We start from the raw sequence: 22,830 nt of genomic DNA, 5'->3' as shown, positions 1-22,830 counted from the left end.
CCCCCCCCCCCCCCCCCCCCCCCCCCCCCCCCCCGCTAAGCGCTGATCTCGGCAGTTGCCGCACGCTCGATCGCGGCGCGCCAGCTGCGCTGCACCGGCAGCAGGAAAATCTCGGTCAGCACCCGCTCGATCTCGTCGGCGGTCAGATAGCGCCGGTCGATCCGCCCGTCGGCCAGTCGCGCCGTCAACCGGTTGTCGCGCAGCCCATACCGCGCCTCGGCGGTCGTGCGCGCCGCGATCAGCTGGTGGCGAAAATGCGAATCGGGGTGCGTCGATGTGTACCAATTGCCGACGACGCAATCGACCGGCGGCGCCGCAGCATCGTCGAGGCGGTACAGCGGCTTCCACTCCTCGCCGATCTGCGCCTCAACTTCCCATCCGAAACCGCCGCGCCGCACGCGATAGCTTTCGTGCCGCGTCGGCTGCGGCGCTTCGCTGTCCATCGCCAGTGGCTGCGGCGGCACCGCGGCGCCGAATCCGACATCGGCGAGCCAGGGTCGCCCATCGAGCGTCACCAGCACGACCTGGTGGGTGCGCGGGGTCGCGGGGGCATCGTCGGGCAGCATCCAGCGTACCCGCCCCAGCAACGCTTCGGCCTCGAACCCGATCGCCTTCAGCACACGAAGGAACAGGCCGTTCTGTTCGAAGCAATAACCGCCGCGCCGCCGGTCGATCAGCTTCGCCTCAACCGCCTCAGCACCGATGTCGATCCCGGTGCCAGTCAGCGCATCAATCGCCTCGAACGGAATCGCCGCGATATGCGCCGCTTGCAACGCCGCCAGCACCTCGTGCGTCGGCGCCACCGGGCCGGTAAAGCCAATCCGCGCCAGATAGCGCGTCAGCAGCGGCGCGCGTGCGGACGGCGCGGTATCGCCATCGTCGGCGCTGGAAGAGGGAGCGGCGGGATAGTGCAACATCGGCAAGGTCTCCGTTCACGAATCAACTGCCGACTCTTATGAAAGCTCAAGCGCGGTTGAGATCAAGCACCAATCGCGCTCGCCTTCGCCACTCTCAGCTTTCCAGGCTGTGCTCCAGCGTGATTTCGCAATCGAGCAGCTTCGACACCGGGCAGTTCATTTCGGCTTCCTTGGCGATCGCTGCGAATTCTTCGGCGCCGATCCCCGGCACTTTGGCGACCAGCGTGAGTGCCGACTGGCTGATCTCGAACCCGCCGTCGACCTGATCCAGCGTCACCGCCGCGCTCGTCTCCAGCGTGTCGCCCGCATAGCCCGCGCGCGCCAGCCCGAACGACAGCGCCATCGTGAAGCACGCCGCGTGCGCCGCTGCAATCAGCTCCTCGGGGTTGGTTCCCGGCAGCCCCTCGAAGCGCGTCCCGAACCCATAGGGCTGCTTGTCGAGCACACCCGACTTGGTCGTGATCGACCCCTTGCCCTCCTTGCCGAAACCTTCGTAGCGGGCGGATGCGCGGTTGACGGTCATGCTGGTGTCTCCTTGGGTGGAAATGAAGAAATCAGACGGTGGGACGTCAACGCGCCACCCCCGCCTTGTCGAGCTCGGAGCCGAGGCGCCCGCTCAGCCACAGCCCCCACATTTTGAAATCGGCCGCCAGGCTCCACAGCGGATAGGTAAAGGTCGCGGGCCGGTTCTTTTCGACCCCGAAATGCGCGATCCACGCAAAGGTATAGCCCGCCAGCGGCAAAGCGATCAGCCACGCCCACCGCCCGCTCACCACCGCGCCAACCCCAATCGCCATGACCAGGCTGGTCCCGACATAGTGCAGCGCCCGCGTCGACGCCTTGCTATGCTCGCGGAGGTAAAAGGGCCAGAATTCGGCAAAGCTGGTGTAGAGTCGCGGCATCGAGGGAAGATGCGGCGCGGGAGCGGCACGGTCAAGACGCGCGCGATTTTGACTTTGGTCGGCGGCGCATGGTGATCGGCTGGCGCGCCAGGCAACAAGGGGGTGGAGCCATGAAAAAATCGACGCGTGCGCTGGTCGGCATGATCGGTCTCGACCTTGTCGTTATTATCGGCGCTTGGTGGATGGTCGAACAGACGCGCAGCGGAGCATGGAACGCGCCCGAACCTGCGGCATCGATCACCATGATTACCACGACCGCAGGCATGATCGTCGGCGTCGTCACCGCGGTGCTGCTGCTCGCTTTCGTCGTGCACCGCCGCGCCGGCAACTGACGGAAGCCACATAAGACAGCAACCCTCCCGCCGGGATCGCTTCGGCGGAAGGGTTGGTGCCGGTCCGGCGTCGTGCGCCGGACCGGAGATGAATATTCCGTCGGTTCAGCGCGCCGCGGCTTCGCGGACCTTCTGCACTGCGGGCAGCAGCAGGCCGATCAGGATCTGCACTGGATTGGTCGCGATCGTCATGCTGCCTTGCGCGGGCTGCGCCGACTGCGCCATCGCTGGGGTCGCCGTCAGCGCGAGGGTCAGCGCGAACGCGGGGGCGAGAAGCATCTTCCTGGTCATCGTCTCTTCCTTTCGATTGCTGTCATTTCGTTTTTAGTTTCGTTCGGGACGCTCCCGATGCACCGAGTTATGGCGCGCGGTGTCGGGCGCCGCCGTGATCGCCGTCACTGACCACGAAAAAATTCACAACGCGTTGAAATAAAATGAAAGAAAAACGCTACCCGCGCTTCAGCCGCACCAGCGCGCTGTCGAGCGCCTGCAAAAATTGCGAGCGATCGGCCTTGGTGAACGGCGGTGGGCCACCGATCTGGTCGCCCCCGGCGCGCAGATCGGCCATGATCGCGCGCGTCGCGATCGCGGGGCCGATCGACGCCATTGTAAAGGGCTTGCCATTGGGGCCAAGCACGATCGCCCCCGCCTTGAGCGCGCGGTCGGCGAGCAAGATGTCGGCGGTGATCACCACGCTCGCCGCATCCGCCGCTTGGGCTATCCAGTCGTCGGCGGCGGCGAAGCCGTCCGACACCACCACCCGCTCGATCAGCGGATGCTCGGGAACGCGCAACCGGCTGTTGCTTACCACCTTCACCGCCACCTCGTGCCGCCACGCGACGCGGTAAATCTCGTCCTTCACCGGACAGGCGTCGGCATCGACCAATATCGTCGGCGCAGGCATGGCGGAGACGCGGTTACTTCTTCATATTGTCGAGGCCGGCGACCACCCCGACCTTGGTCGACGGATTGCTAGCGTTCGGTTTCTTGGGCTTTTCGGCCTTGGGCTTGCGGACTTCGCGGCTCGTCTTCTTTTGGCCTTTGGCCATGGTCAATACCTTGAAAGGGGGCGGACGCCTTGCCCGTCGCGGCGTATCCTACGCCTTTTAGCGCCGCAAGTCGCCCCTTATCCCGCCAGCCCGTCCCACATCAGCTTTGCGCCGAGCAACACCATGAGCAGATAAATCAGGACATAGAAACGCGCGCCGTCGATCCGTTTCAGCCAGCGCACCGTCAGCAAGGTCGAGACGATCGCGAGCGGCATCAGCAGTGCCGCGGCCACAAGCACCTCGTGCGGAAAGGCGCCGAGCGCGATATAGGCGGGCACCTTGATCCAGTTGATCGCCGCGAACAGCACCGAACTGGTGCCGACGAAGACCAGATGCGGCAGGCGGCGCGGGGTTACCCACATCTGGAACGGCGGGCCGCCCGCATGCGCGATCTGGCTGGTGAAGCCCGTCGCGACTCCGAACAGACTACCGACCCATCCCGGCGACGTCGATGCTGCGACGACGCGCCCGCCGCGTTCGACCCACAGCCGGTACACGCCGAACGCCAGCGTGATCGCGCCGAGCGCCGCCATCAGCTTCGCCTCGTCGACCTGCTCGGCGAAAAAATAACCCGCGGCGATGCCGACCGCGGCGCCGGGCAGCATCCAGCCGATGATCCACCCGTCCCACGTCTTGCGGAACGACCATACGCTGACGACATCCTGCACGATCAGGATCGGCAGCAGCAGCGCCGCGGCGAGCGTCGGTGGCAGCACCAGCGCGACGATCGGGGTCGCGAGCGCGCCAACCCCCGACAGCCCGCCCTTCGCGAGTCCGAGCAATATCACCGCGAGCGCCAGCACCGCGAGTGTCAGCGGGTCACTCAAAAAACTCATGCGGCGCCTGCGTCCGGATGTTCCGGCAACGCCCAGTCGATCGTCCCGCGCCCCTGCGCCGCCAGAAATTCGTTCGTCTGGCTGAACGGCCGCGAGCCGAAAAAGCCGTTATGCGCCGACAGCGGCGAAGGATGCGGCGCGCGCAGAATCAGGTGCGGACTGCCCGCACCCAACCCCGCGACACGTGCCGCCTTCTTTTGTGCATGGCTGCCCCACAGGATGAACACCTTCGGCGCCGGATCGGCGGCCGCCGCCGCGACCACCGCGTCGGTGAAGGTCTCCCACCCCCGCTTCTGATGCGACGCCGCCATCCCCGCCTCGACCGTCAGGCAATTGTTGAGCAGTAGCACGCCTTGGCTTGCCCAATGCTTGAGGTACCCGTGCGATGCGCGGGGAATGCCCAAATCGCTCTGCATTTCCTTGTAGATATTGACCAGGCTCGGCGGCACCCGCACTCCCGGCTGGACCGAAAAGCACAACCCATGCGCCTGCCCCGGCCCATGATAGGGATCCTGCCCCAATATGACGACACGGACATCCTGCGGCGGCGTCGCTTCCAGCGCCGCAAACCAGTCGCGCGGGCGCGGATAAATGGTCTTGCCCTTGTCGCGCTCGGCAGCAAGGAACGCCTTGAGCGCCACCATATAGGGCTGCGCGAATTCGCCGCCGATGCGCGCGAGCCAATCGGAATGCAGTTTGACCTCGGTCATGTCGGCGCTTCACCAGAGGGGCGCGGGCTTGTCCAGCCCGTTGGTCTGACGTCAACCGGCCGCTACTTAAAACAATCGTCCCCATCGACTTGCGATGGGGAGGATTGGCAACGACTGCCCCTTACATCTTCCCCCGCACGCTCAAAAACACCCGCCGCCCCAGATAATCATATTGCGTCCCGAACGCCGGCGCCTGCCCGATCACCGGCGGGGTGGCCGTCACGACCGTGGACACCTGCGGCGGCGGCGTATCGAACAGGTTCGCGACGCCCAAAGTGATCCGGAACCGCTCGGCAACATCGCGGCTCAGCGACAGCGAATGATAGAAGGTCGCGGGTACGCTGACATCGGGGCAGAAGCGCCCGCCGGGGCGGAAGCTCGACGTGCGGCACGGATCGCCGCCCTGCGCGCGCAGCAAATCGGCCATGTTCGACGCGCCGCCGGTGACGTCCAGCCCGTAGAACAAAGTCCAGCCGCCCTTCATCCAGCCGAGGTTGAAATCGCCGACCCATTTCGGATTGCCGATCTTGCCATTGTCATCGATCACCGTGCCGGGGAACAACGCGACCTTGTCTTCGATCTGCCAGGTCATCTGGGCGCGGAACGCCAGCGCACCGAATTTGCCGAGATCCTGGTCGATCGCCAGCGACAGATCGACGCCGCGATTGCGCTGGCGGCTGATGTTGACATAACGGTCGGTCACCCCCGCGACGCTCTGTGCGTCGGGGCCAGCCGCCGCGCGGGTAAAGAGCGCGCACAGCGGCTCGTCGGGGAAGGCGTCCGAATCATAACAGCCGCTCAATATGTTTCCGGCGCCGAGCAAGGTGATCTCGTCCTTCACCTTGATATCGAAATAATCGACCGCAAGGCTGGTCTTGAGCCCGCCCCACAGCGCCCCCGACAGATCGGGGGTCAGGATCACCGACACGGTTTTTGCGGTCGAGGTTTCGGGCTTGAGCTGGCCAATCCCGCCCCCCGACACAATCGTCGCAGGGCCGATCCCGCCCGCAAAATTCGGTCCGATGCCGTCAGCGGCGCAATTGTCGGCTACGCGCTGGCTGATCGCCCCCGCCGCGAGCCGCGCTGCGGTCTGGATGCACGGATCGATCGCCTGCTGGCCAAGGAAACCGGTCTGATTCTCGAGGAAAAGCTCGAACAGCGCCGGGGCGCGGAATGAGGTGCCCCAGGTGCCGCGAAAGCGCAGCCAGTCGGTCACCGCCCAGTCGGCGCCCACCTTCCACGTCGCGTCGCTGAACCTATCCTGCACTCCGTCGCGCCGGGCCGCCTCGACATGCGTATAGCGCGCGGCGCCCGACAAGGTCAGCCGCTCGATCATCGGCACATCCGCGAGCAACGGCACCTCGACCTCGCCGAACAGCTCCTTCGACACAGTGCGACCGGCGGTGATTCCCGAGGTCGTGAAGTTCGCGACATTGCCCGCCAGCGTCGCTGAGCCCGGGGTGTCGTTGATTTCGTCGCGGCGGATATTGGCGCCAAGCGCCACCCCGACCGGCCCCGCGGGCAGCGCGAACAGCTTGCCGGTCAGCAAGGCCTCGGCCGAGGTTTGCTTGAACAAGGTGCGCCCGGTTTCGCGCCCCGTCAGGAAGGCGCGCTCGGCAGCCGTGAAATCGCCGCGCAGAACGCGCGGATCGGTGAAGTCGATGTCGATGCACGGCACGCCGCGGATCGCGGTCGTGGTGCCGACGCACGAGCGGGTGCGCAAAGTCTGCGACGCGAGCGCATCCTGATAGATGACGTCCTGCGTATAGCTGGCGTCCGACCGGCTGTGCTGGCCGTGGACGTCCCACTTCCAGCCGCCGCCGAATGTGCCGCGCAGCCCGAGCACGCCGCGGTAATAGTCGATATCGGCGCGGCTTTGTGACTTCACCAGCACGCGCGGGCGCAGGATGAGGTTGCCGCCGAATTCGCCGTTGAACGGATCGCCCATGTCGAACGGGTCGCAGTTGTTTGCTGCCGGGTTGCAAAGGAAAAAGGGCAGCATCGACGCACCGGTAAACTGCTCGAGCGTCAGCACCTGAAAGCCGTTGTTCAGCGACTTGCGATTGCTGAACAGCCCCTCGCCATACAGGGTGATGCTGTCGGTGATGTCATAGGCCGCGTCGGCAAAGGCGCTGATCCGGCTCACCCCCGAAAAGACGTCCGAATCCTGCTCGACCGGCTCGAACTGGTTGAGCGCACCGGCCGATGGGCCGTCAAAATTGACACCAAAGAAATCATCGGGGCCGAACACGCCGATCGGATTATAGGCGTTGATCGGGATGCCGACCCCTGCAAATTCGGCGCCATATTGGCCGGCAAAGACCGCCTGCCCGTTCGGTGCGATCAGTCCGGGGCCAAAGGTCGGAAAACCGTCCTGATCAACCCCCGAAAAGTCGCTGAATATGATCGCATTGCCCACGGTACTGCTGCACGCGGGCCGCCCGGTCCGAAAATCGACAATGTCGGCGCGACTGCCATCGGTCTCGCGCTTCAGATATTCTTCCGAGCAGAACAGGAAACCGCGGTCGCGGCGGGTGAGGTTTTGCTGGCGGAAATAGTCGACCGTCGCAAAGATATGCCCGCGGTCGAACGTCTTGCCGAAACTTGCATCGACGCCGTAGCTTTCGCCGCCGCCATGTTCGGTGATCGACGAAAAACCGCCGCCTTCGAACCCGTTTAGGTCGTTGCGGGTCAGGATGTTGACCACCCCCGCGACCGCATCCGAGCCATAGATCGATGAGGCACCCGTCTTCAACACCTCGACCTGGCGCACCACCGACAGCGGCAGCACGTTGAGGTCGAACGGCGCGACCGACCCGCGGATCCCCGCTGGCCCCGCGCGGCGGCCGTTGATCAGCACCAGCGTCCGCTCCGCGCCGAGCCCGCGCAGCGACACGCTCTGCACGTCATTGCCGCCATTGGCGACGAAGCGGTTGGAAATCGCCGAGGTAATCTGGATCGATCCCTGCGCCGCGGGGGTCGATTGCAGGATGTCGGCCAGCTGGACCTGTCCCTGCAGTTTGGCGCTATCGGGGTCGATGATCTGGATCGGGTCGGCGCTGGTAAATTCGCTCTTCGCGATCCGCGAACCAGTGACGACAATGTCGTCTTCACCGCTCTGCGCCGCAGCGGGTGTCGCGATCAAGGCGATGACCGAGGCCGTTGCGGCCAGAAACACCTGGGGGCGGGTGCCTGATTTCATGATATTTTTTCCGACTTATTAGCGTTGAACTTGCCCCCCGGCGCGGAAAAGATACGGCAAACCACGTTTCGATATGGTTACCGGCGGATAAAAATCTCATCTTGCGTCCTTCGCGCCACAGCTTGTCGCCGTGCGCCCGCGCCGCTAGTCACGCTCGCAAAGGGAGCGCGCGGATGAGCAAGGCAATGGGTGAAGCGCTGGGGCGGCTCGAGGCCGTCATCCACGACCGGCTCGCCGCGGGCGAGGCCGAAGACTCCTACGTCGCCAGCCTCGCCGCCAAGGGCCGCGGCAAGATCGCGCAGAAGCTGGGCGAGGAGGCCGTCGAGGCGGTGATCGCCGCGGTCAGCGAGGATGACCCGGCGCTGATCGGCGAAGCGAGCGATCTCGTCTTCCACCTCGCGATCCTCCTCGCCGAACGCGGCATCGCGTGGGACGCCATCGCCGCCGAACTGGCTCGCCGCCACGGCACCTCGGGCCACACCGAAAAAGCCAGCCGCCAGTCCTAGGAGCCACCATGCCGATCGACGCCACCCAGCCCTATGACGACAGCAATATCTTCGCGCGCATCCTGCGCGGCGAGTTGCCGTCGAAGACCGTCTATGACGACGAGTTCGCGCTCGCCTTTCACGACATCAACCCGCAGGCGCCGCTCCATATCCTTGTGATCCCCAAGGGCGCTTATGTCAGCTGGGACGATTTTTCGGCGCGCGCGAGCGACGCCGAAATCGCGGGTTTTGTCCGCGCGGTCGGTCAGGTTGCGCGCGACGCGGGGCTCGTCGCCCCCGGCTACCGCCTGCTCGCCAACACGGGGCTCGACAGCCACCAGGAAGTCCCGCACCTCCACGTCCATATCTTCGCCGGCCAAAAGCTCGGCCCGATGCTCGCGCGCTGACGTTTGGCCGTTGTCTATGACCGCGGTCACAGCCTTTTCCTGAAACGCGGCTAAGCGTTTCCGGTACGCGGCGACGGGTGGACAGCAGCCCCTGTTTCCAGCAGGGTAGCGGGGCGGGTTCAGGCGGGGAGACGGTGCGATGAATATGCGATGGCAGGGGCTCGCGGCACGGTTTGCCGGCAAGGCCAAACTGGCGCTGATCCTCCCCCTTTCGCTCGCGATGGCGGCGACCGCAACCGCCGATACGGTGCCGCAGGTGACGCTCGCCACCCCAGGCAGTTCGGGGACCGGCGACGGCACGATCACCCGCTTCACGCTGCGCTTTTCCGAAGACATGGTGCCGCTCGGCGATCCCCGCGCCCCGGCCCCCGCCACCAACGACTGTAAACTCCCCGCGTCATCCCGCTGGGTCGATACCCGCACCTGGGTGCTCGAATTCGACAAACCGCTCCCCGGCGGGCTGCGCTGCCATGTCGAACTCCGCAATGGCCTCAAAACCGCGCGCGGCATCACCGTCGCGGGCAACGACCGCTTCGCGCTCGACACCGGCGGTCCCTCGGCGCGCGCGATCCTCGCGGGCGGGATGAACGGCGATGTTGAGGAAGAGCAGATTTTCCTCGTCGCAACCAACGTCGCCGCCGAGCGCGCCTCGGTCGCGCGCTACGGCTATTGCGCGGTCGACGGCATCGGCGAGAAAATCCCGCTCGACGTCCTGCCGCGCGGCACCGCGACCGAAATCCTGACCGGGCTCGGCGACAACAACTGGTCGCGCCAGTCCTTCACCTATGATGCCGGATTGCCGCAGCGCTTCCCCGCCGCGGGCGCCGACCGCGAAGCACTGCTCGACCGCGTCGTCCCGGTCAAATGCCGCCGCCCGCTGCCCCCGGGACGCGAGATGGCGCTCGTCTGGGATGCCCGCATCTCGCAAGCCGGAGTCCCCGGCCGCACCGCCGGGCGCGACCAGCGCTTCGACTTCGACGTCCGCCCCGCCTTCACCGCCAAAATGTCGTGCCGCCGCGTCAATCCGCAAGCGGGCTGCAACCCCGTCCAGGACGTCACGCTCAGCTTCGCCTCGCCGGTCGCGCGCGAGACCGCGCTCGCGGCGACGCTCAATACCGCTGACGGCAAGAAGCTGACGCCAAAGGTCGACGACGACGACAAGAATGACGCGTACCTCACCAGCGTCCGCTTCACCGGCCCGCTGCCGCAGAATGTCGACGCGACGCTGATCCTGCCCGCCGATGTCACCGACCAGAGCGGCCGCAAACTCCAGAACCAGTCGAACTTCCCGCTGAAATTCCACATCGACCGCGCCCCGCCTTTGGTCAAATTCGCCGCCGAATTTGGCATCCTCGAGGCCGGCGAGGGCGGCGTCCTGCCCGTCACCGTGCGCGGGGTCGAAGGGACGATGGTCAGCAAGAACCTCAAAATGCCCGCCACCGCGCTCCGGGTCGGCGACGACGACGTAGCGATCGCGCGCTGGCTGAAACGCGTCGATGACGCCGACAACACCGACTATCGCGAGGAAAAGGACCGCACCGGCAAGGAGATAAGGGTCAATTACACCGGCACCAAATCGGTGTTTGCCGATGCCCCCACGGGCGGTGAGCGCCGCGACCTGCAACTGACCCCGCCCGGTGGCGGCAAGGAATTCGAGGTCGTCGGCATCCCGCTCACCGAAAAGGGCTTCCACGTCGTCGAAATCGCCAGCCCCGAACTCGGCGCCGCGCTGCTCGGGCGCAAGGCAACACGCTATGTCGCGACCGCCGCGCTCGTCACCAACATGGCGGTGCATTTCAAATGGGGCCGCGAAGGCTCGCTCGCCTGGGTCACTGCGCTCGACACCGGGCTGCCCATCGCGGGCGCCGAAATTCGCGTCTCGGACAGCTGCACCGGCCGCCTGCTCGCGCGCGGTACCGCCGACAAGGCAGGCCGCCTCGCCTTTGCGGGCGGACTGCCCCAGCCCGAAACCTATTCAAGCTGCGAGGAAACCCCCGATCCGACCAAGAGCGAGGGCCATGCGCTGATGGTCTCGGCGCGCTCGGGCGATGATTTCAGCTTCACGCTGACCGACTGGGGCAGCGGCATTCGCCCCTATGATTTTGACCTCCCCTATGGCTGGTCGGAACGCCAGGATATTCTCCACACGGTCTTCGACCGCGCGCTCGTCAAGGCGGGCGAGAGTGTTCATATGAAGCATATCCTGCGCCGCCCGGTCGGCACCGGCTTCATGACGCCGCAGCCGCTCGCGGGCAAACTCCGCCTCGTTCACCGCGGCTCTGACACCGAATTCGAAATGCCCTTCGCGATTGCCACGAGCGGCAGCGGCGACAGCGTGTGGAACGTCCCCGCCTCGGCGCCGATGGGCGATTATGAACTGGTGTTCGTCACCAAGGACAAGGATGGCGAGGACAAGACGATCTGGTCGGGCCAGTCGGTCAAGGTCGACGAATATCGCCTGCCGACGATGAAAGCGACCGTCACCGGGCCCAAGACATCGCCGGTGCGCCCGACCGCGGTGCCGCTGTCGCTGTTCGTCGGCTATCTGTCGGGCGGCCCCGCCCCCAATATTCCGGTCGAACTGCGCACCAATTTCCGCTCAAGCTGGTCGCCGCCGCAAGATTACCGTGACTGGGATTTCGACGGCCAGCCGATCAATGAAGGCGTGATCCAGCTCGACGACAGCGGCGACGAGCCCGCCGCCGACCTGCCGCTCGCGCGCTCGGTGCCGCTCAAGCTCGACGCCAATGGCGCTGCCACGACCAGCGTCGCGATCGACCAGCCGATCACCGAACCGACGGTGATGGCCGCCGAAATGGATTATGAGGACGCCAATGGCGAAACGCTGACCTCCAGCCGCCGCATCACCCTTTACCCCTCCGCCGTCCGCCTCGGGCTCAAAACCGACGGCTGGCTGATGCGCGACAACGACCTCAAGCTCAATTTCATCGCGCTCGACATCGACGGCAAGCCGATTTCGGGCCAGCGCGTCCAAGTCGCGCTCTACAACCGCGAGATCATCACTGCGCGGCGCCGCCTGATCGGCGGTTTCTACGCCTATGACAACCAGATGCGCACGACGAAGCTCGCCGCCAGCTGCACCGCGACGACCGACAAGCTCGGCCGCGCGCGCTGCGCAATGGCGCCCGGCGTGTCGGGCGAAGTGACGGTGGTCGCAACGACACTCGACGCCGACGGCAATGAATCGCGCGCCGTCCGCTCGGTCTGGCTCGCGGGCGACAATGAATGGTGGTTCGGCGGCGACAATGGCGACCGCATGGACGTGATCGCCGAAAAGCCGCGCTATGCGGCAGGCGACACCGCCAGCTTCCAGGTCCGCATGCCGTTCCGCGAAGCGACCGCGCTGGTCACCGTCGAACGCGAAGGCGTGCTCTCCAGCTTTGTCGTGCCGCTCAAGGGCACCAACCCCGTCGTCAAGGTCAAGCTGCCCGCAACCTACGCCCCCGACGTCTATGTCTCGGTGATGGCGGTGCGCGGCCGCGTGACCGGCGATGAAAGCTGGTTCCGCAAGATGAAGCGCGCGGTCGGTTTCAAGATCGAGAATAGCGAAGGCGCCCCGCCGACTGCGCTCGTCGACCTCGCCAAGCCCGCCTACCGCATGGGCATCGCGCGCATCAGGGTCGGCTGGGAAGGCCACCAACTCGGCGTCAAGGTAAAGGCCGACAAGGAAAAATATTCGGTCCGCGAGACCGCCAAGGTCAGCATCGAGGTCAAGACCCCCGGCGGCAAGGCGCCGAAAAACGCCGACGTTGCTTTTGCCGCGGTCGACGAAGCCTTGCTGCAGCTCGCGCCCAACGAAAGCTGGGAGCTGATCGACGCCATGATGGGCGAACGTACTCTCGACGTGCTCACCTCGACCGCGCAGATGCAGGTGGTGGGTAAACGGCATTATGGCCGCAAGGCGCTCGAACCCGGCGGCGGTGGGGGGGGTGACCTGTCGGGGCTGACCCGTGAAGACTTCCGTCCGGTCCTGCTGTGGAAGGGCAATGTTCCGCTCGATGCCAAGGGCCGCGCGACGGTCGACGTGCCGCTCAGCGACAATCTGTCGGGCTTCCGCCTCGTCGCGATCGCGACCGACGGCGCCCAATTTTTCGGCACCGGCGAAACCAGCGTCCGTACCGTGCAGGATCTCGGCATCTTTGCCGGGATGCCCGAACTGGTGCGCACCGGTGACACCTATGACGCACGCTTCACGCTGCGCAACGGCACCGATCGGGCGATGGAGGTCACCGCGACCCCGACGCTGTCGCCCGCCGTCGCGACCGCGCCGCCGCTCACCGTCACCATCCCCGCGGGCGGCGCGGTGCCGATCAGCTGGTCGATGACCGCGCCCGAACAGACCGGCCCCATCGAATGGACGGTCGAGGCGGTGGCGAAGGGCGGCAAGCAGCGCGACCGGCTGGTCTTTGCGCAGGTCGTCGAACCCGCGGTGCCGGTCGAAACCTGGGCCGCCAGCCTGTTCCGCGTCGGCCCCGGCACGACGCTGCCAATCGGCATCCCCGCGGGCGCGCTGCCCGGCGGTTATGTCGATGTCGCGCTCGCGGGAACGCTCGCGCCGCCGCTCGCCGGGGTGCGCGACTATATGATCGCCTATCCCTACACCTGCTTCGAACAGGAAACGTCGCGCGCCGTCGCGCTCGGCGATCTCGGCCGTTGGCAGGCGCTGGCCGGGGCGCTGCCGACCTATCTCGATAGCAACGGCCTGCTCCGCTACTGGCCGAACGAGCGGCTCGAAGGCTCGATCGAGCTGACCGCGTATGTGCTCAGCATCACCGCCGCGAACGGCTTTGCGATCCCCGATGCGCCCAAGGCGAAGATGGTGGCGGCGCTGCAAGCGGCTGTCGAAGGACGGCTCACCCGCAAAGGTTATGGCCCCTACGACATCCGCCCGGTCCGCATCGCCGCACTCGCGGCGCTCGCCCGCAACAATGCATCGAGCGCGCAGCTGGTCGCCACCAACGACATCGCGCCGATCGACATGACCACTGGCACGCTCTCCGACTGGCTCGTCGCGATCGAACGCACCCCGGGAGTCCGCGGCGCCCCCGCGCTGCGCACCGCCGCCGAAGCCGAGCTGCGCAAGCGGCTCGTTTACGAAGGCACGCGCCTCGACCTCGTCGATGACGCGCGGGCGCCCTGGTGGATGATGACCAGCGGCGACGAAATGGCGATCAAGGCATTGGAAGCCGTGCTCAGCCGCAAGGGCTGGGAAGACGACGCGGGCAAGCTGATGGTCGGCGTCGCGCAGCGCCAGCGCAAGGGCCATTGGGACACCACCCCCGCCAACGCTTGGGGCGCGGTCACCGTCCGCCGCTTCGCCGAACTCTATCCGGCAAGCGCGATCACGGGGGTCACCAACATCAGCCTCGCGGGCGCCAGCGCTTCGCAAAGCTGGCCGCTTCCCGCCGAAACGCCCTCGCCGCTGCGCGTCGCGCTGGTCGCCGCGACGATGAGCCTGAAGCATGTCGGCACCGGCGCGCCCTGGGCCACCGTCAGCGTCAAGGCCGCGGTGCCTTTGAAGGAACCGCTCAACGCGGGTTACCGGATCAAACGTTCGGTGAGCATCGTCAAGGCAGCGAGCAAGGACCGCCTGACCCGCGGCGACGTGATCAAGGTACGGATCGAGGTCGTTGCGGCCGCCGGCCGGACGTGGGTGGTGATCAACGATCCGATCGCCCCCGGCGCGACGATCGTCGGCAGTCTCGGCGGCCAGTCCGAAATGCTCGCCGATCAAGCCAGCGGATCGGGCGCGCAGCCGAGCTATGTCGAGCGCGGCAAGGACAGCTGGCGCGGCTATTTCGGTTGGATGCCCGCGGGCACCCATGCCGTCGAATATGTCGTCCGTCTCAACGGCTCGGGCCGCTTCTCGCTGCCGCCGACGCGCGTCGAGGCGATGTACTCGCCCGCGATCCGCGGTCAGTGGCCGAACGGATCGCTGACGGTGGCGAGCGTGGGGCAGTGATGCCTACCTGTTCACCCTTCCTCAGTTGGTGTCGCGCGAAGTCGAGAAACCCCGCAAGCATGCACGGCCGACGGGCATCCCGACTTCGCTCGATGCGAACAGGGATAGTGGGTGCCGCTTCTCTATCCCTGTGCCCCTGCGAAGGCAGGGGCCCAGCTTCGGTCGGTGCAAGGTTGAGCCCTCGGCAGATGGGCTCCCGCCTTCGCGGGAGCATGTGCTGAATTAGAAGATGAAACAACATCGCCACCCCCGCTGGCCCCACATCCTTGCGTGGTTCGCCCTCGCCCTGCTCATCCTCACCACAGCCGCACACCTCGCCACCAGGCCGCCCCCCATGCCCGCCTACGCCGCCGTCCGCGCCGTCTGGCAGCCCAGCGAAGCGTGGCTCTACGACCGCGACGGCCAACTCCTCGACAGCGAGCGTGTCAATTTCGAGCGCCGCCGCCTCGCGTGGGTACCGCTGAACGCCATCAGCCCCGCCGTCCGCGCCGCCGTGGTACAAAGCGAAGACCGGCGCTTCTGGTCGCACGGCGGGGTCGACTGGCTCGCGGTCGCCAGCGCCGTCCGCGCGCGCTGGACCGGCGACCGCTCGCGCGGCGCCTCGACCCTCGCGATGCAGCTCGCTGCGTTCCTCGACCCGAGCCTCGCCCAACCCGGCAAGCGCGACTGGCGGACCAAGCTCCGCCAGATGCGCGCCGCTCAAGCGCTCGCCGCAGACTGGTCGCACGACCAAATGCTCGAGGCCTATTTCAACCTCGTCCCGCTGCGCGGCGAGGCACTGGGCATCGGCGCGGGCGCCCGCGCGCTGTTCGGAAAGCGCCCCGCCGACATGACCGGCACCGACGCCGCCTTGTTCGCCGGCCTGCTCCCCAATCCCACCGCGAGCGCCGACGCGCTCGGCCGCCGCGCCTGCCGCGTTGCCCAAACCAAAGACTGCACGGCGATCCGCGCCGCCGCCGCGACGCTCGTCTCGGGCGACCGCGCCGCGCAGCTCGACCCCGCGCTCGCGCCGCATCTCGCGGTCCGCCTGCTCGACAAGCCCGGCAAGCGCGTCACCACCACGATCGACCGCCGCATCCAGACGTCCGCGATCGTCGCGCTGCGCCGCCAGCTCGCCGGGCTCGGTTCCGACCGCGTCCGCGACGGCGCCGTGGTCGTCCTTGACAATGCGACCGGCGAGGTGCTCGCCTATGTCGGCGGCGTCGGCCTCAAATCGACCGCATCGCAAGTCGATGGTGCCAATGCGCGGCGCCAGGCCGGGTCAACGCTCAAGCCGCATCTTTACGCGCAGGTGATCGAACATGGCTGGCTCACCGCCGCCTCGATCCTTGACGACAGTCCGGTCCAGCTCGACACCGCCTCAGGCCTCTATGTCCCCAAAAACTACGACCGCAGCTTCAAAGGCCCGGTGAGCGTCCGCCACGCGCTCGCCTCGTCGCTCAACGTCCCCGCGGTCCGTGCGCTCGTTATCGACGACGTCCAGCAGTTCCGCGATCGCCTCTGGGCGCTCGGCTATCACGGCCTCGTTGAGGACGGAGAGTACTACGGCTTCTCGCTGGCGCTCGGATCGGCCGAAGTGTCCCTCGTTGAGCAAGCCAATGCCTTCAGAACATTGGCTAATATGGGAAAGTGGTCACCCGTCACATTCGACTCTACGCGGCACCTTCGTGAACTTCCGCCACGCCAGATCGTGGGCCCCGCCGCCGCCTTCATCGTCGGCGACATCCTCGCCGACGCCGCCGCGCGCACCGACGCCTTCGGCGCCGACAGCGCACTGCGCCTCCCCTTCTGGGCCGCCGCCAAGACCGGCACCTCCAAAGGCATGCGCGACAATTGGTGCATCGGCTGGTCCGACCGCTTCACCGTCGCGGTGTGGGTCGGAAATCTGGAGGGCGATTCGATGCGTGCCGTTTCGGGCACCTCGGGCGCAGCACCCGTCTGGCGCGACGTGATGCTCGCCCTCCATGCCGGAAATCCGGGCAAAGCGCCGACGATGCCCGATGGCGTCGAAGCGCGCCAGATCGCGCTTCCCGGCACCCGCGAACCGCCGCGCCGTGAATATTTCCTCCGCGGCACCGCTCAGACCGAAATGGCCGCCGCGCCGCAAGCCGCGCGCCGCCCCCGCATCACCAGCCCGGTCAGCGGCAGCGTCTATGCGCTCGACCCCGACATCCCGATCGATCGCCAGCGGCTGGCGGTGACCGTAAGCGGCTCGGTCGCCGGATACCGGCTGATCCTCGACAAGAAACCGCTCGGCGACGCCGATGCGGGGCAACAGATTTTGCCCCGCCCGGGCACGCATATGCTGGCGCTCGTCGACCCGGGCGGCCGAATGATAGACCGGGTGCGTTTCACAGTGCGATAAAGTGCGTGTCACAACCCTGAAATTAAGTTGCGCTGCCGCGCGAAGCGGTTAGTCTGCGCGCCAGGAGAATGGCGGCAAAGTCGCCGACTAGGGGATCAACATTCATGATATTTGGCCGCGTTAAATCGCTCGACGCCATCTTGGCGACTGCCGAGAAGAAATCGCTTCACCGCACCCTCGGTGCCTTTCAATTGATGCTGTTCGGCATCGGCTGCGTCATCGGCACCGGAATTTTCGTGCTGACCGCCGCCGGGGCGCAAAAGGCCGGGCCAGGGTTGATGCTCGCCTTCGCCATTGCCGGGTTGATCTGCATCGTCGCAGCGCTCTGCTACGCCGAAATCGCGTCGATGATCCCGGTCGCGGGTTCCGCTTACACTTATACCTACGCGACGATGGGCGAGCTGCTCGCCTGGACGGTCGGGTGGGCGCTGGTGCTCGAATATGCGGTGGCGGCGAGCGCCGTGTCAGTCGGGTGGTCCGGCTATCTGCAGGGCACGATATTGAATGAATTTTTCGGCTTCCAGCTACCCGCCTGGCTCAGCGCCGGACCGCTGGCTCTAGGCGGCGCCCCCGGCGGCCTGATCAACCTGCCAGCGCTGATCATCGCGCTGCTCGTTACCTGGCTGTTGATGATCGGCACCACTGAAAGCGCGCGCGTTAATGCGGTGCTGGTGATGATTAAAGTGTCGGCGCTCACCGCTTTTATCATCCTGACCTTGCCGCAAACCGAAATGGAAAAGTTCAATCCCTTCCTGCCCGCCGGGATGTTCGGCGGCTTTGGCTCGGGGGTCGGCGCAGTCGGCGCTGCGGCAACAATTTTCTTCGCTTATGTCGGCTTTGACGCGGTCTCGACCGCGGCCGAAGAAACCAAAAATCCGCAGCGCAACGTCCCGATCGGCCTGATCGGATCACTGCTGTTCTGTACGGTCTTCTACATTCTGGTGGCGGCGGGCGCGGTCGGCACCATCGGCGGTCAGCCGATCATGGGGCCGAACGGCATTCCCTTCCCCACCGGGTCGGAAGAATTGGCGCGCCAGTGCGCCATGCCGCAATATGCCGACATGCTCGTCTGCTCGAACGAAGCGCTCGCACATGTGCTGCGCCAGATCGGCTTCTCGGGGGTCGGTAACATGCTCGGCATCGCCGCCTTCGTCGCGCTGCCATCGGTAATCCTGATCCTGTTGTTTGGTCAGACGCGTATCGGCTTCGTGATGAGCCGCGACGGCCTGCTCCCCGAATCGTGGAGCAAGGTGCACCCCAAGTGGAAGACGCCTTATGTCATCACCGCGATCACCGGCGTCGCCGTTGCAATTGCTGCGGCGTTCCTGCCGGTTGGCAAGCTGGCCGACATTGCCAACGCGGGGACGCTTTATGCGTTCATGATGGTAGCCATTTCGGTGATGATCCTGCGCAAGACCGCGCCCGATGTGAAACGCTCGTTCAAGACGCCGATGTTGTGGCTGATCGGCCCGGCGACGATCGTCGGCTGTATCTTCCTGTTCCTCAACCTGCCGTTCGAAGCGATGATCGTGCTGCCGCTCTGGGCAGCGGCGGGGATGGTGCTGTATTTCCTCTATGGCTATCGCACCAGCCATGTCGGCAAGGGCCTGGTCGAAGTCCATGAGGACGATCTGGAACCGCACAGCCCGATCAACTGATCGGCCGCGCCAACCACAAGAAGGGCCGCCCCGGCATCTGCCGCGGCGGCCCTTTCTTGTTTCGGATTGACCCGTCTGGTGACGCCTCTTTCGTCAGTACGGCGTTTTGGGTGCCGTTCCCGGCCGGGTGAACAGCTTGCCGCGCTCGGCCCAGAACACCAGGACCAAACCAACGACGGCGCTGATCAGAAAGGCATAGGCGAGCGGCAAGGTCGATCCATCATATTGCTGACCGATCGTCGCGCCGACCACCGCCGCGAGCAGGGTCTTGGCAAAGCTTTGGTACGACGAAGCAACCCCGGCCATATGGCCGAAATCTTCCATCGCGATCGATCCGAAATTGCTGCCGATAAAGCCGATCAGGCCGACATTGACCATCATCAGCGCGGTGAACATCCATAAAGTCTCGGCGCCGCTCAGCGCCGCAGCAATCTGCGCCATCGATGTCGCCATGAAGGCAAAGACCGCGGTCTGCGATACCCGCCGCGCACCGAAACGCTCGACGATCGCGGCGTTCGAGAAATTGGCGATCGCGATCCCCACCGCGACGCAGGCGAAGATCAGCGGGAACCAGCTCTGCGCGTTAAACACCTCGTCGATGATCTGCTCGCTGCTGTTGAGATAGCCATAGAGCGCGCCCTGCATCATGCCCGACGCGATCATATAGCCCGCGGCGCGGCGATGCCGCGTCACCGTCGCCCAGCCGCTGACCATCGTCCGCCAATCGAGCCGGCGGACGTCGGCGGGCTCGAGCGTTTCGGGCAGACGGCGGAGCCACGCAACCATGACGAGGCCCATCACCGCCAGGACGATGAAGATCGCGCGCCAGCCGGCGACCGCCTCCACCCCGGCACCGATCGTCGGCGCGATGATCGGTACGATCATGAACACAAGGAAGATCAGCGAAAGCCGCTTCGCCATCGCATCACCCGAAAACAGGTCGCGGATCACCGCGACGACAATCACGCCGAGCGCGGCGCTGACCAGCCCGTGACCAAAGCGCAGCGCGAGAAGCATTGGAAAGCTGGTCGCCAGCCCGCAACCGATCGAAAAGGCGACATAGGCGAACAGCGCCGGGACGAGCACGCCCTTGCGCCCGAAACGGTCAGCGAGCGGGCCGTAGATTAGCGAGCCGAAGCCAATCCCGAGCAGATAGAGCGAAATGACATATTGCCGGTCGTTGGCGACAAGGACGCCAAGGCCTTTGCCAATCGCGGGCAGCGCGGGCAGCATTGCGTCGATGGCGAGCGCGTTGAGCGCCATCACCATCGCCATCATGACCACCATTTCGCGTTCGCCCGGCAGGGTCCGCTTGGGGGGTGGGGCCGGGTTGTGCATCGCAGCAGCCTATGGTCCCAAGCCGGAGCTTTGAACACCCCCCAAGGCAAAGAGCATTGCTATGCAACGCAGAAGGGCCGCTCCTCGCGGAACGGCCCCCTCCCGTTTTTCTAGCGAATGGTTCAGCCCTGGCGGGTACCGGTCATCGCCATCGAACCGAAAGCCCCGGCCTTGATCGTACCGGTCAGCGCGTCACCGTCGATCGTCGCTTCGCATTCGAGCGTCATCGGCATCGGCACCTTCATGTCCATGGTCCAGGTCAGCTTGTTGCCATCGACCTTGCCGTTCTGGACGTCGAGCGCTCCCATGGCACCGGCATTCGATCCGGTGAAGCTGTCGCCATCGCTTTTGACCGTGAACACCGACTTCTGGTCGCCCATCGGCGACTTCGTTACGCAATCATAGCTGCCGTCTACGGACATCGAAGCTCTCCTTACTGAAATCAATGTTAGTTAATCGGAGTCGCTGTTTCGACCGTCAAACCCAATCCGTCAAGCTGCGGTTTGACCACCGCCGCATCGCCAACGACGACATAGACAAGATCGTCGGTGCTCAGCGCCTTGCGCGCCGCCGCGTCGATTTCAGCCGTGGTCATCGCTTCATAAGTGGCGGGCAGCGTCTCGTAATAATTGTCCGGACGGCCGAATTTGACGATCTGCCGCAGTCCGGCGAGCACATCGGCTGAGGTTTCAAAACTGCCCGGCAATTCGCGGACGCTGCCGTTGATCGTGCGTTCAAGCTCCTCCTTGGTCACGCCCTTGTCGGCGAGGAAGCCCTTGAGGTCTTTTTGCAGTTCCTTGATCGAGTCGCCGGTCCGATCGGCCTGCACCGGTGCGACGGCGACCCAGCTCAGCCGGTCGGTTTCACCCGAAATGCGGCTGCGCACGCCATAGGACCAGCCCTTGGTCTCGCGCAAATTGGTGTTGAAGCGCGACAGGAAATTGCCGCCGAAAATATCGTTCGCCGAACGCAGCACTTCCAGCTGGTCACCACCCTTCGCGTCGAGCACCTTGCCCGCCAGGATCACCGACTGCGGCGATTTGGGGCGGTCGAACAGCACGATACGCGGCTTGGGCGCCGGGATCGCGATGTCGAAATTCTTGACCGGTTTCGCCGTTTTCGGCGCCTTCCACTGGCCCAGCGTCGCGTCGAGCTGCTTCTTCACCTCGGCCAACGTGGTGTCGCCGACGACGAAGACCCGCGCATTGTCGGGGCGGATCCACGCACCATGGAACGCCGCCAACTGATCACGCGTCGCCGCTTCGACCGCCTTGGCGTCGCCCAGCCCCGACGGCGGAATGCCATAAGGATGCTCGGCGCCATAGAGCATCGGCGCCATCAGCCGCGATGCGATGGCGTTCGGATTGTTGAGCTCGGCCTTCAGCCGGTTGAGCTGCTGCGCGCGAACGCGCTCCAGCTCCTTGGCATCGAACGCCGGGTTGCGGATATAGTCGGCGAGCAGCGTCAGCGACGCGCCCAGATTGGGCTTCAAGGCGAATAGACTGAACACCGTCTCGTCGGCGTTGGCGGTCGCATCGATCTGCGCGCCGAGCCGTTCCTTCGCTTCGGCAAAGGCGATCGAATTGAGGTTGGTCGTGCCTTCGTCCATCAGGCTGAGCATCAGCGACTGGGTACCGAGCGCACTGTGCGGATCGGCAGCATAGCCTGCGTCAAAGCTGACCGCGACGTTGACCGTCGGCACCGTCGTGCGACGGGCGAAGATGACCTCGACACCATTTTTTAGCTTGGTGCGTTCGATCGCCGGGAAGTCGAGCGCGGTAAGATCGGCGACCGCGGGCAATTGTGAGCGGTCGGCGATGGATGCCGCCGCGCCGATGCCGGTGTCGGGACCGATATCGCCAAGCGCCGGGTTCCAGTAGCGATCGGGCGCCACGGCCTCGGTGATCTTACCCGCCGTCACCGCGCCGCCGCGGTTCTCGCCGCCTTCGGTGCGTTCGCCGGGGGTATAGGTCAGCGAGAAGGCCGGGCGCGACATCCATTTGCGCGCCACCGCTGCGACCTGTTCGGGGGTCGATTTGGCCATCCGGTCGAGCTCGACCTTGTAATAGCCCGGATCGTTCGAATAGAGCGCCCCCTCGGCCAGCGTGACCGCCTTGCCGCCAAAGCCACCAACAGATTCGAGCCCCGCGATGGTGCCGCCCAAATAGCTCGCAGCGGCGCGCTGCAGTTCGTCGGCAGTCGGGCCGGTTGCAAGGAATTTGGCGATTTCTTCGTCGAGCTTCTTGCCAACCGCCGCCACATCGGTTCCGGGCTTCACATCGGCCTGGATGATCAGGATGCCGGCATCTTCAAAGGGCTGGGCAAAGGCAGCAACGCTTACCGCGACGGGGTCGGTGCGGACCATCGCATTGTCGAGCCGCGACGACGACAGGCCGCCGAGCACGGCGGTCGCCATCTGCAGCGGCACGGCTTCGGCATCGTTCAGCCCCGGGATCGCCCACATGCGATAGATGCGCGGGGTCGGAATGAGATCCTTGACCTCTTTCGCCAGCGGCGCGGGCAAGGTCGGGACGGTCGTCTGGGGTGCTGTGATTTCGGGACCGCGCGGGATGTCGCCGAACCACTCCTGCACCTTGGCCTTGGCGGTGGGGGGCGCGGCCGACGCCCCCCCCCCCCCCACCCCCA

General features: G+C 65.7%; 18 protein-coding genes. 6 read left to right on the top strand and 12 right to left on the bottom strand.

Annotation, left to right across the window (positions count from 1 at the left end; all coding sequences use genetic code 11):
• Positions 1-35: 35 nt before the first annotated feature.
• The 3 genes from K0M74_RS14325 to K0M74_RS14315 form a co-directional block, all read right to left on the bottom strand.
• Positions 36-917: an arylamine N-acetyltransferase gene (locus tag K0M74_RS14325; RefSeq protein ID WP_293973750.1), complete on the bottom strand. Its 882-nt coding sequence runs from the start codon at positions 915-917 to the stop codon at positions 36-38.
• A gap of 94 nt (positions 918-1,011) precedes the next feature.
• Positions 1,012-1,440: an OsmC family protein gene (locus K0M74_RS14320; RefSeq protein ID WP_293973747.1), complete on the bottom strand. Its 429-nt coding sequence runs from the start codon at positions 1,438-1,440 to the stop codon at positions 1,012-1,014.
• A gap of 46 nt (positions 1,441-1,486) precedes the next feature.
• Entirely contained in the window at positions 1,487-1,819 is a 333-nt protein-coding gene (locus tag K0M74_RS14315; RefSeq protein ID WP_293973744.1) for a DUF962 domain-containing protein, read from the bottom strand.
• 110 nt (positions 1,820-1,929) lie between these two features.
• Here K0M74_RS14315 and K0M74_RS14310 point away from each other — a divergent pair, with 110 nt between their 5' ends.
• Positions 1,930-2,151, top strand: coding sequence for a hypothetical protein (locus tag K0M74_RS14310; RefSeq protein WP_293973741.1), 222 nt, complete (start codon positions 1,930-1,932; stop codon positions 2,149-2,151).
• Positions 2,152-2,256: 105 nt separating this feature from the next.
• Here the strand turns inward: K0M74_RS14310 and K0M74_RS14305 are convergent, their stop codons facing one another.
• The 6 genes from K0M74_RS14305 to K0M74_RS14280 all read right to left on the bottom strand — a co-directional run bounded on the left by K0M74_RS14305 (position 2,257) and on the right by K0M74_RS14280 (position 7,948).
• Positions 2,257-2,442 carry a hypothetical protein gene (locus tag K0M74_RS14305; RefSeq protein ID WP_144035819.1) on the bottom strand — a complete coding sequence of 62 codons (186 nt, stop codon included), beginning with the start codon at positions 2,440-2,442 and terminating at the stop codon, positions 2,257-2,259.
• 157 nt (positions 2,443-2,599) lie between these two features.
• A complete protein-coding gene (locus K0M74_RS14300) occupies positions 2,600-3,055 on the bottom strand; it encodes a YaiI/YqxD family protein (RefSeq protein WP_293973734.1) in 456 nt (151 codons plus the stop codon).
• A gap of 13 nt (positions 3,056-3,068) precedes the next feature.
• Positions 3,069-3,200, bottom strand: a complete 132-nt coding sequence (locus K0M74_RS14295; protein ID WP_268239169.1) for a hypothetical protein — start codon at positions 3,198-3,200, stop codon at positions 3,069-3,071.
• 77 nt (positions 3,201-3,277) lie between these two features.
• Positions 3,278-4,036, bottom strand: a complete 759-nt coding sequence (locus K0M74_RS14290) for a sulfite exporter TauE/SafE family protein (RefSeq protein WP_293973731.1) — start codon at positions 4,034-4,036, stop codon at positions 3,278-3,280.
• Positions 4,033-4,746, bottom strand: coding sequence for a uracil-DNA glycosylase (gene ung / locus K0M74_RS14285; protein WP_293973728.1), 714 nt, complete (start codon positions 4,744-4,746; stop codon positions 4,033-4,035). Before ung ends, K0M74_RS14290 begins: the two co-directional genes overlap by 4 nt.
• A gap of 121 nt (positions 4,747-4,867) precedes the next feature.
• Positions 4,868-7,948 carry a TonB-dependent siderophore receptor gene (locus K0M74_RS14280; protein ID WP_293973723.1) on the bottom strand — a complete coding sequence of 1,027 codons (3,081 nt, stop codon included), beginning with the start codon at positions 7,946-7,948 and terminating at the stop codon, positions 4,868-4,870.
• A gap of 173 nt (positions 7,949-8,121) precedes the next feature.
• Between K0M74_RS14280 and K0M74_RS14275 the strand changes: the two genes are divergently transcribed.
• The 5 genes from K0M74_RS14275 to K0M74_RS14255 all read left to right on the top strand — a co-directional run bounded on the left by K0M74_RS14275 (position 8,122) and on the right by K0M74_RS14255 (position 18,846).
• Positions 8,122-8,454: a phosphoribosyl-ATP diphosphatase gene (locus tag K0M74_RS14275; RefSeq protein WP_293973720.1), complete on the top strand. Its 333-nt coding sequence runs from the start codon at positions 8,122-8,124 to the stop codon at positions 8,452-8,454.
• 8 nt (positions 8,455-8,462) lie between these two features.
• Positions 8,463-8,840, top strand: a complete 378-nt coding sequence (locus K0M74_RS14270; RefSeq protein WP_088443253.1) for a histidine triad nucleotide-binding protein — start codon at positions 8,463-8,465, stop codon at positions 8,838-8,840.
• Between the two features lie 139 nt (positions 8,841-8,979).
• Positions 8,980-14,823 carry an MG2 domain-containing protein gene (locus tag K0M74_RS14265; protein ID WP_293973715.1) on the top strand — a complete coding sequence of 1,948 codons (5,844 nt, stop codon included), beginning with the start codon at positions 8,980-8,982 and terminating at the stop codon, positions 14,821-14,823.
• 334 nt (positions 14,824-15,157) lie between these two features.
• Complete coding sequence (gene pbpC, locus K0M74_RS14260; protein WP_293973712.1) at positions 15,158-17,188, top strand: penicillin-binding protein 1C; 2,031 nt, start codon at positions 15,158-15,160, stop codon at positions 17,186-17,188.
• 104 nt (positions 17,189-17,292) lie between these two features.
• Positions 17,293-18,846: an amino acid permease gene (locus K0M74_RS14255; RefSeq protein ID WP_293973709.1), complete on the top strand. Its 1,554-nt coding sequence runs from the start codon at positions 17,293-17,295 to the stop codon at positions 18,844-18,846.
• A gap of 93 nt (positions 18,847-18,939) precedes the next feature.
• Here K0M74_RS14255 and K0M74_RS14250 read toward each other — a convergent pair whose 3' ends face one another.
• The 3 genes from K0M74_RS14250 to K0M74_RS14240 all read right to left on the bottom strand — a co-directional run.
• Positions 18,940-20,184, bottom strand: coding sequence for a multidrug effflux MFS transporter (locus K0M74_RS14250; RefSeq protein ID WP_293973706.1), 1,245 nt, complete (start codon positions 20,182-20,184; stop codon positions 18,940-18,942).
• Between the two features lie 122 nt (positions 20,185-20,306).
• Entirely contained in the window at positions 20,307-20,606 is a 300-nt protein-coding gene (locus K0M74_RS14245; protein WP_088443263.1) for a hypothetical protein, read from the bottom strand.
• A gap of 26 nt (positions 20,607-20,632) precedes the next feature.
• Positions 20,633-22,830, bottom strand: a 2,198-nt coding sequence (locus K0M74_RS14240) for a pitrilysin family protein (RefSeq protein ID WP_293973703.1), incomplete at its 5' end; no start/stop codon positions are given.

It is taken from the genome of Sphingopyxis sp. (assembly GCF_019459305.1).
Classification (GTDB): domain Bacteria; phylum Pseudomonadota; class Alphaproteobacteria; order Sphingomonadales; family Sphingomonadaceae; genus Sphingopyxis.
The sequence above is the reverse complement of the archived record's forward strand: the minus strand, read 5'-3'. Positions and strand labels throughout refer to the sequence as shown.

What these genes read in the sequence shown, in the direction of transcription:
- pbpC (WP_293973712.1), top strand. Translation starts at nt 15,158, where the DNA reads ATGCCCGCCTACGCCGCCGTCCGCGCCGTCTGGCAGCCCAGCGAAGCG.
- K0M74_RS14310 (WP_293973741.1), top strand. Translation starts at nt 1,930, where the DNA reads ATGAAAAAATCGACGCGTGCGCTGGTCGGCATGATCGGTCTCGACCTT.
- K0M74_RS14270 (WP_088443253.1), top strand. Translation starts at nt 8,463, where the DNA reads ATGCCGATCGACGCCACCCAGCCCTATGACGACAGCAATATCTTCGCG.
- K0M74_RS14295 (WP_268239169.1), bottom strand. Translation starts at nt 3,200, where the DNA reads ATGGCCAAAGGCCAAAAGAAGACGAGCCGCGAAGTCCGCAAGCCCAAG.
- ung (WP_293973728.1), bottom strand. Translation starts at nt 4,746, where the DNA reads ATGACCGAGGTCAAACTGCATTCCGATTGGCTCGCGCGCATCGGCGGC.
- K0M74_RS14280 (WP_293973723.1), bottom strand. Translation starts at nt 7,948, where the DNA reads ATGAAATCAGGCACCCGCCCCCAGGTGTTTCTGGCCGCAACGGCCTCG.
- K0M74_RS14250 (WP_293973706.1), bottom strand. Translation starts at nt 20,184, where the DNA reads ATGCACAACCCGGCCCCACCCCCCAAGCGGACCCTGCCGGGCGAACGC.
- K0M74_RS14325 (WP_293973750.1), bottom strand. Translation starts at nt 917, where the DNA reads ATGTTGCACTATCCCGCCGCTCCCTCTTCCAGCGCCGACGATGGCGAT.
- K0M74_RS14255 (WP_293973709.1), top strand. Translation starts at nt 17,293, where the DNA reads ATGATATTTGGCCGCGTTAAATCGCTCGACGCCATCTTGGCGACTGCC.
- K0M74_RS14300 (WP_293973734.1), bottom strand. Translation starts at nt 3,055, where the DNA reads ATGCCTGCGCCGACGATATTGGTCGATGCCGACGCCTGTCCGGTGAAG.
- K0M74_RS14265 (WP_293973715.1), top strand. Translation starts at nt 8,980, where the DNA reads ATGAATATGCGATGGCAGGGGCTCGCGGCACGGTTTGCCGGCAAGGCC.
- K0M74_RS14275 (WP_293973720.1), top strand. Translation starts at nt 8,122, where the DNA reads ATGAGCAAGGCAATGGGTGAAGCGCTGGGGCGGCTCGAGGCCGTCATC.
- K0M74_RS14315 (WP_293973744.1), bottom strand. Translation starts at nt 1,819, where the DNA reads ATGCCGCGACTCTACACCAGCTTTGCCGAATTCTGGCCCTTTTACCTC.
- K0M74_RS14245 (WP_088443263.1), bottom strand. Translation starts at nt 20,606, where the DNA reads ATGTCCGTAGACGGCAGCTATGATTGCGTAACGAAGTCGCCGATGGGC.
- K0M74_RS14305 (WP_144035819.1), bottom strand. Translation starts at nt 2,442, where the DNA reads ATGACCAGGAAGATGCTTCTCGCCCCCGCGTTCGCGCTGACCCTCGCG.
- K0M74_RS14290 (WP_293973731.1), bottom strand. Translation starts at nt 4,036, where the DNA reads ATGAGTTTTTTGAGTGACCCGCTGACACTCGCGGTGCTGGCGCTCGCG.
- K0M74_RS14320 (WP_293973747.1), bottom strand. Translation starts at nt 1,440, where the DNA reads ATGACCGTCAACCGCGCATCCGCCCGCTACGAAGGTTTCGGCAAGGAG.